Here is an 8,557-nt window from a genome sequence, read left to right as displayed (position 1 = left end):
AAGAAAAAGCGAAAGACCGACAGGTACTCTCCAGGAGGACGGGGCGGCAGAAGGCCCGACAGGGCAACCATAGTATACTGCAACATGGCTCGCTCCCTGTGGAAGGACGTTCCCATAATAATAGGAGGCATTGAAGCCAGCCTGAGACGTTTCGTTCACTACGACTACTGGTCAGACAGGCTCAGAAAACCTATTCTCATGGACAGCAAAGCGGACCTCTTAGTCTGGGGAATGGGAGAAAAGACCATAATCCAAATAGCCCAAAAACTGGAAAAAGGCGTACCCATCTCGGAGATAAGGGACGTTCGGGGGACGTGCTACATATCCAAAGACCTCGAAAAGCTAGAAGAATTCGTCGAACTCCCCTCGTGGGAAGAAATTTTGCAGGACAAAAAGGCTTTCGCTAAAGCCCATCTGCTTGTGGAACATGAGCTTGACCCACTTACGGGCAGGACGATCGTTCAGAAAGTGGTTGACCGATACCTGGTGCAAAACCCTCCACAGTTTCCTCTCACTGAGAAAGAGCTAGACCAGATATATGAGCTTCCCTACACTAGAAAGGCTCACCCAGGTTACGACGCGCTGGGAGGGGTGCCAGCACTGGAGGAAGTGCAGTTCAGCATAACGGCCCACAGGGGGTGTTTTGGCAGCTGCTCCTTCTGCGCCCTCTCAGCCCATCAGGGCAAAATCATCCAAAAGCGCAGCGACAAATCAATTATCGAAGAGGCAAAAAAGCTCACCCAGATGGAAAATTTCAAGGGGTACATCCATGACGTAGGAGGCCCCACAGCCAACTTTCACGAGAAGGCCTGCAAACTGCAGGAAAGGGGGACTTTCTGCAAGGATCGACAGTGCACGTGGCCTTCTTGCTGTCCAAATCTGCGGAAGACCAACAATAGCTACATGAAGCTTTTAAGAAAAATTCGCTCTCTGCCAGGGATAAAGAAGGTCTTCGTTCGCTCCGGCATCAGGTACGACTACATAATGGCGGAAAACAACATAGCTTTCTTAAAGGAGCTCTGCGAGCACCACGTAAGCGGCCAACTCAAGGTTGCTCCGGAACACTGCTCTAAACGAGTCCTCGACCTCATGAGAAAGCCTCCAAAGGAGGTCTTTCTGAAGTTCAAGAAGATGTACGAGGAGGTAAACCGTTCCCTGGGCAAGAAGCAGTTTCTGGTGCCGTACCTCATATCGAGCCACCCCGGCAGCACTTTGGAAGATGCGATAGAGCTGGCAGAATTTTTGAGGGATATTCATTATCATCCAGAACAGGTCCAGGATTTTATCCCCACGCCTGGGACATTATCTACCTGCATGTACTATTCAGAGATAAACCCCCACACGGGGGAAAAGATTTTCGTTGCCAAAACGGCCAAAGAAAAGGCCATGCAAAGAGCCCTTCTGCAGTGGAGAAACCCCAAAAACCATAAGCTCGTGAAGGAAGCACTGACTCGTACGGGGAGATTGGACCTGATAGGAACAGGGAAAAAATGCCTTATAAAAGAGAGTGCCCCAAACCCATTATGGAAAAAGAAATTTTCCAAAAACGGGCTCAAAACAAAAAACGCAAAAGGCAAGCCTCGCAGGAAGGGATAAAAGCGAAAGAATCCTACTATAAACAGAAGCCCCGGTATTCCCGGGGCTTCTGTTCTCTCTAAAAATATATCTATTTATAGAGGAGAAAGGAGTAAAGGTGCAGGAAGCAAAGGTTGCGGCGGCCTCGCGCTTCCAGATGGTTAGTATATTTATTTTTCTCAAATTGTCAACACTTAAATATAAAATTCCCTACAATGTCTCAATTTTTGCATTATTATACCTTGTTTTGTTCTGTTTTTTGTATATCTTATACTTTCCTGCTTCCAGCCCCTAGAAGTTAAAACGAGTATTCCCAGGTCAGATAGACTCGCCTCTCTGGGCCGTAGTAATAAGTCCCATAAGATTCACTAGCCCAATAATCTTCATCGAACAGGTTGTATGCTGCGAGGCGAACCGTGGACGAGCCGTTTTTGTACTCCAAGGATGCATCCACCGTTGCCACGTTGGATTCGACGTTTTCTCCCTCTTCTCTGTTTCCGAGATAATGAAGGGTAACCTGTCCAAAGAAGGGGCCATTTTCATACATTAAAGCCGTGTCTATATCCCACTCGGGAGAACGACTTCTTTCCCATTTATCATTCTTCTTTTCCTCTGCTCTCATCCAGGTAGCGCCAAGCTTAAGGCTAAAGAGAGGAGAAAGCTTCCAATGCTTCGACAATTCCAAGCCCCAGGATCTATACTTGTTTACGTTTTCATATCTGCTACCTTCCCAAGCTATTTTGTCCTCCATATCTAGATAAAAAAGCCCTGCGTTCCACGGGCCGTATTGGTCTTGTCCCTTACAACCCAGCTCATAGCTATGACCTTTTTCCGGTTTTAAATCCGGATTAGGACTAACCCAAGCACCATCACCAGCTATTTCGTAGAAGCTGGGCATGGCGAAGAACCGTCCAGCTGACAGGTACCACATAGCACCCCCAAGGGTTTGATAGGAGAGGGAAATCTTGGGGTTAAGCTCATTGTAATCTTCTGCGTTATCTTGGTCCCAAATCTCATAGCGCAGCCCCACATTAAGCAACAAATCCCCGACAGGTTTGGAAACTTCCACAAATGGAGCGTAGTTAGTGCGAGAACCCTCGCTGGCGCCTGATAACTCCTCATCTCTAAACGCCAGCCCCCAGGAAAGCAGGCTATCATTCCATGTGGTTTTTTGGGAGAATTCTGCCCCTAAAGCTTCATCATCATAGTCGCTAGAACCCCACAAGTCCCGGTAATTTTTTTTCTCTTCATGCCTATAAACTATAAACTTATCTCCGTCTTTTTCCCACCTAAAGTTGAATCTCGAATATTCATCTTTCTGCTTGCTTTCACTTCCCCAATACGTCCAGCGGGAATCATATTTTCCCCACGTTCCGGAAAAGGTAAATGGCCCTTTCTGTAAAGTTATACCTCCAGAATCTTCATCGAAATCCAAATTTTTGTCTTGTACAAAACCATTCCAGGACAGAGGAGATTCCCCCTCTTCAGAATGGCCATACCATATTCTGGCAGAAAAATCGCCGCTGCTCGTCCAGGCGCTCACGGAGCCCTTGCGCCACTCGTTGCTCCCAGCTTCCCCTAAAATAGAAATGCCTTTCCCTTTCGCTTTCTTCGTTATTATGTTTATGACTCCCACTGCAGCCATGGACCCGTAAAGGGCAGAACCTGCCCCTTTCACCACCTCAATGCGCTCTATATCAGAAAGAGGTATGGACCTTAAATCCACAGTCGAAGCACCTGCAACATGGCTTGCCTTGTAATAAGGCACTCCGTCCACAAGGAACAAAACTTCTGTAACAAGCCCTCTGAGCTTTATATTATCCTCCGCAGTGCTTCCATTACGAGCAGATATGTAAATCCCGGGAACGCTGTTACTCAAAAGCTCCCCCAGTTCGGTAGCCCCGCTTCTCTCTATGTCCTCGCTGGTAACCACATACGTCGCAGCTGGGACTTCCTCAAGAGATTCATAGATCCTGGAGCCCGTCACAACTTCCGGCTCAAGGACCATTGCGTCCTCAGCATGAGCCGGACAAGACGACACCACTAAAAAACACAACAAAAACAGCCCAACGATACCCAAACATGCAATGACTTTTCTCACAGAACCATCACCCCTTCAGAAATTTTGATGGGGCCATAAAAAAAGCCCCTTCCGGGGCCCTGCAAAAAACTCGTCCCCTTCCCGGCCCTCGAGGAAAGAGACTGCCTGCAGAAAGGTTCGGTGTCCGGACTTGGGGTCTTCCTCCAGGCGCGCCTTCCCAGCATACATGCCAGTGGCATCGTGCGCCCTTCGTCACCCTCACCGTAGCGGGGCTGTGCCGGATTCTCACCGGCTTCCCGATTTCCTCCCTGCCTGAGTGCTTTTAATTTTCCAACATACGATATATTCTAATATCCTCTCCGTCAAGAGCTTCCAATATATTTTAATAATAGTAGTAACTGTATCCAAAACAACCCGCTCATGCCAAAACATAGGGGAGGCAGGTTTTCCCTGCCTCCCCTTGCCTACTGAACTTTAGGAGCTCTTTGATATAATCTAATACCTAAAAATAGCAGCAACATCCCCGCCTGAAGGCATATCCTCAGGCCTTACAACATATACTCTGCCTTGGCCTTTTAAGGTCTCCACCGCAGCCAAATCCAGAAGGTCCCTTGATGCTGGTTCGTCTTTTGCCGTTAACGTTACTTTCTGTGTTTCCTTATCCCACTTGCCCCATACCTGCTTCCCCGATGGAACAAATAAAACATCCACACGCCCAGAGCAGGCCGCAGGCACTACTTCCTCAAGCAAAGAAGAAGCCTTACCAGTTCCCAAGAGGGCTTCGAACTTCCTTCTGGCTTCATCTTCTTCCTTTTTAAAAATAGGCTCCACTATAGCCTTTGCCTTCTGTAAAAGCTCCTCAGCGCTCATGCGGTCTGGGCTTCCCTCAATGAAATCCTCAGTTATGTGAGGATAGGAAGCTACGTCCCTGTACAAAGAGACAACATAAGATACCCCTGCAGGGACAAGGGGTGCAGATTCGTCGTTAAGGATATCCTTCAGCCCTTTATCCACCATCCTCAAAAAGGCCTTGATATTTTCCTTCAGGTCCTCGTCTCCGGCGCCATGGCCATGAAACAACCCCTGCCTGCCCGGAGCAGAGCCAATCTGGCCTTGCTTTTCCAGAGGCTCATACTGGAGGGCCTCAGATATGCTCTGGGGAACATTTTCCAAATCTATTTCCCTAAAGTCCTCTTTCGTACATTGCAGCAACCTTATCTTCTTCTTGCTGAGGCACAAAACGTAAAAATCCTCCTTCCCTCCCACCAGAGGCAAAAAAGGCTTTATATGAAAGGCTTCAGACACTACCACGAGATGGGGCACATCTATTGGCACCCTATATATGCCAGAATAACCTTCAGACAGAAACACAGCAAGAGCCTTACTCTGATTCTCCCAGAAAATGGAGTTGGAAAGAAGTTTCCTGGCCGGCTCAACAAGCTTCTCAACTTCCTGAGGCTTCAGGCCACGAGAAACTAAAGACTCTTGAGCTTCTCCAATCACACTCTTAAAGCTTATCTGGCTCTTTCTGGGCTCTGCCGGAAGGGGCGTGGGCATGTAGATCGAAACGCAGGGATCCCCCTTGTGCTCCGATAAGGCAATCAGTTCTCTTCGAGTTAGCACTTTCATCTTTAAACGCCTCCTTTTTCTGTTCTCTTCCTACTCTCTAAAACTGCCTCTCATCTACTTTTTCTAATTATAACACTAACCTGTTAAGCTTAAGATGTACTGCCTAAAGTAAAGCCCTTACACTTAAAAAGCCTAACACAGGCATCAACTACTCTCGCATCGTACAACAAGTCTTTTCCCTCTGTAATCTCGGCAATGGCTTCATCTAGAGAAAAAGCAGACCTGTAAGGCCTATGAGACAGCATGGCTTCCATTACATCAGCTACAGCCAATATTCTGGCCTCAAGGCAAATAGCATCTCCTGAAAGGCCCCTGGGGTAACCGGACCCATCCAGGCGTTCGTGGTGCTGGTACACTATCTCCGCCAATTGTGTCCGGTGGCTCATATTCCTTAAAAGCTCATAACCTCTCTGTGGATGAGTTTTTATTATCTCCATTTCTATGTCACTTAAGGCCCCCGGCTTATTAAGAATCTCAGAGGGCACAGCTATTTTCCCTATGTCATGAATAAACCCTGCAAGCCTGACAAGCCTGACCGTCTCTTTTGGAAGCCCCATCTCTATGGCAATAGCTGCAGCAAGGTAAGAAACTCTTTTTTGGTGGCTACAGGTATAAGGGTCTCTCATCTCAACAATCTCAGCTAGAATCTCTATGGTCTCTTCCCATAGCCTTTCTGCCTGTTCGAGATCCTCTCTAGCTTTATCCCTTGCAATTTTGTATTTCCTAGCCAACTCAGCCAGATACCCTACATCGGTGTATGTATTCAAGATTACTTCAAATCGCCCATCTAAAATTATAGGGATCTTCTTGAATAAAACATGGATATCTCTGCCTTCCTTATTTTTCCTAATAGTTACCCTTTCCACATTTTTGCCTTCTCTTGCCATCTTTATGTGAAGGTCTGCTTCATTCATCCTATCTTCAGGGACTACCAAGTTTCTTAAAACTTCTCCTTCCGCTTCTTCAGGGAAATAACCAAACATGTCCGTAAAGGTCCTGTTAATCTTGATGACTTTAAAGGTTAGAGGGTCCTCCAAAGCTACGGCATCGGGAATCCCTTCAAAAAGCTTCTCGAAAAATGTTTTTTGGCGAATAAGCTCCCTTTTATTCGCCAAAAGCTCCCTGGCTTGATCCCAATTTTCCTTAAGCACCCTATACCCGCCCATAGAAAGGGCAATAACCAAGATGCCCAAAACAGCCATCAGAACATAGACCCCAGTTGGAATTGGATTTTCCTCATTAACTTCCCCCAGCCACTTTGCCAAAGATTTGTTTAAAACCGACTGAGGGTCTTTTTGCATCTGTGTCAAATGAAAATCTATAATTTGCCTCAAAGTGTTGGACTTGCCCCTTGGAAAGGCAAAACGCAACTCCACAGGTTTAAAGATTACGTTAGTGGCTTCGACTGGATAATTGCTTTCCTGTAGCTTCCCAAAAATGCGGTTTACCACTCCGCAAGCAGCTTCTCCCTTCAGAATGGCTTCGAAAACATCCTGAACACTGGAGACCTTTATAAAGCGGCATTTTATGCCAAATTGCCCAACCAGGCCTTTGAAATACTGTCCGTATATATCGCCTGCTTCCATTGCTACAGTTAAGCCTTCAAGGTCCAGTATGGAGTCTACGTTCAATCCTTTTCTCTTGTATAGAATACCCCAATTGGTAAATACCGCCTTGTTGTTAAAATCAAATCTTTCCGCCCTCTCGGGTGAATAAGCAATAGAAGTCATTACATCAATGGAACCAGATTCAAGGCGCTTCAGCCCCTCCTCAAATGTTCCTTTGACGTACTCCAGCTTTAGCCCTTCGTGAGCCGCTATAAACCTCAAAATATCTGCATATATGCCTTGAACCTTATTCTGCCCTGACGTGAAAATGAATGGGTAGTCTTCATAAACACCCACTCTAACTACTACCTGCTGCCGCGACCGCGAGTATGCACACGAAGGAAAACAAAAGCAAAACACAACAAATAAGACCACTAGCACCGCCTGCAGGCGTCTTTTTTGCATCCTCTTTCTCCTCTTATACTCTAACTAAACCACTAACGCGCCATATTTGTTGACCCTTATCGTTCTGCAATAATATTAACATTTTTTAAGAGCGCAAATGGCTTTTTGTTATCTTATCTCCTCAAGGTCACAGCTCTGTGAAGCTCTCTCCGCCTCTATTTTTTCAAGGACTCTATCGAGGTTCTTGCGCCTTGAGGCCATTAACGAGTCATACTCTTCCTGAACAGCCTGTATCTTTTTCCCGAGCTTTTCCATTTTTAAAAGAAAACTCTCCCATTGGGATTTAAACCTACCAAAAAGGGACAATATCTCCTTAGATGCCTGCTGCAGCGCAAAGTTGTCCACCGCCTGCCTTATGACCGCCAAAACGGCGAAAAGCGTGGATGGCGAACAGAATATGACCTTCTTTGAAAGGGCTTCATCGAGGAGGGCTGGATCCTTTTCGTGAATGAAAGCGAATATCTGCTCGTTAGGTATAAAAAGAAGGGCGTAATCCGCCGTACCCTGCTCCGGGTCAATATACTCCCTGGAAGCTACTTCTTTTATTCTATTTTTGACATCCCTTAGAAATGCTTTGGTGAAATTTTCTTTCTCCTGTTCTGTAGCTGCCTCAACATATCTCAAGTAGTTATCGAAGGGGAATTTAACGTCCATGTTCAAAAAGAGCCCTTTAGGCAAAAAGAACGTAAAATCCGGCCGGGTGCCACTTTTTGACGTGCGCTGTTTAGTGTAATTTATACCCTCAACTAATCCTGCTGCCCTCAATATGTCCTCTGCCATCCGCTCTCCCCACTGGCCTCGCGCCCTTGAGCTGGCCAAAACCTCCCTGAGACTGCCTGCCGTTTTGGCTAGCTCGGCCGTTTGTATGCTAAACTCGGAGAGCTTTCCCGCCAGTTCTCCAAATTTTTTTTCCCTGTCCTTTTCAAGCTCATTTACAAGGCACGAGAGGCTCTCCAGCTTAAGAGCCATTTCTTCAAGCCTCCGATCTATAAGGGCCTTCTTCTCCTCTAGTTCCTTGATGCCCATCTGTCTTTCGGTTTCAAGCCTCGAGCGAGCAAGCTTCAAGAACTCCTCAGTGGAGCACTTTAAAGCCTGCACTGAAAGCTCCCCAAAGGCCTCTTTCAATCTAGAGAGAATTATTTCCATCTGATTTTGCCTCCTGGCCTCGCTCTCATAAAACAACTCTTCTGCAAGCTCTCTAGCCGTCTTTCCATGAAAAAATTTCATGAGGAAGGACGCAATAACCCCAAGCAAAAACCCTACAAAAAAGACTAAAATTAAAATAAAAAACGTTCCAGAG

Annotated in this window: 5 protein-coding genes and 1 riboswitch; of the genes, 1 reads left to right on the top strand and 4 read right to left on the bottom strand. The window is 46.5% G+C overall.

The genetic code is table 11. The annotated features are described in order from the left end of the window. Positions 1–1,596, top strand: a 1,596-nt coding sequence (locus H0Z23_RS08135; protein WP_296868946.1) for a YgiQ family radical SAM protein, incomplete at its 5' end; no start/stop codon positions are given. A gap of 277 nt (positions 1,597–1,873) precedes the next feature. Here H0Z23_RS08135 and H0Z23_RS08130 read toward each other — a convergent pair. The 4 genes from H0Z23_RS08130 to rmuC all read right to left on the bottom strand — a co-directional run. After that, the gene (locus tag H0Z23_RS08130) at positions 1,874–3,676 is read right to left on the bottom strand and encodes a TonB-dependent receptor (RefSeq protein ID WP_296868945.1); all 1,803 of its coding nucleotides are present in this window, start codon (positions 3,674–3,676) and stop codon (positions 1,874–1,876) included. A gap of 96 nt (positions 3,677–3,772) precedes the next feature. After that, positions 3,773–3,955, bottom strand: a riboswitch (cobalamin riboswitch). 156 nt (positions 3,956–4,111) lie between these two features. Further along, positions 4,112–5,245, bottom strand: a complete 1,134-nt coding sequence (locus H0Z23_RS08125) for a hypothetical protein (RefSeq protein WP_296868944.1) — start codon at positions 5,243–5,245, stop codon at positions 4,112–4,114. 89 nt (positions 5,246–5,334) lie between these two features. Further along, complete coding sequence (locus H0Z23_RS08120; RefSeq protein ID WP_296868943.1) at positions 5,335–7,257, bottom strand: HD domain-containing phosphohydrolase; 1,923 nt, start codon at positions 7,255–7,257, stop codon at positions 5,335–5,337. Positions 7,258–7,365: 108 nt separating this feature from the next. Further along, positions 7,366–8,557 (bottom strand): DNA recombination protein RmuC (gene rmuC / locus H0Z23_RS08115; protein WP_296868942.1); only part of this gene is annotated, 1,192 nt, incomplete at its 5' end.

This window comes from Thermovirga sp. (assembly GCF_017656375.1).
Lineage (GTDB): Bacteria > Synergistota > Synergistia > Synergistales > Thermovirgaceae > Thermovirga.
Note: the sequence above shows the minus strand (reverse complement) of the source record. Positions and strands in the feature narration are given on the sequence as shown.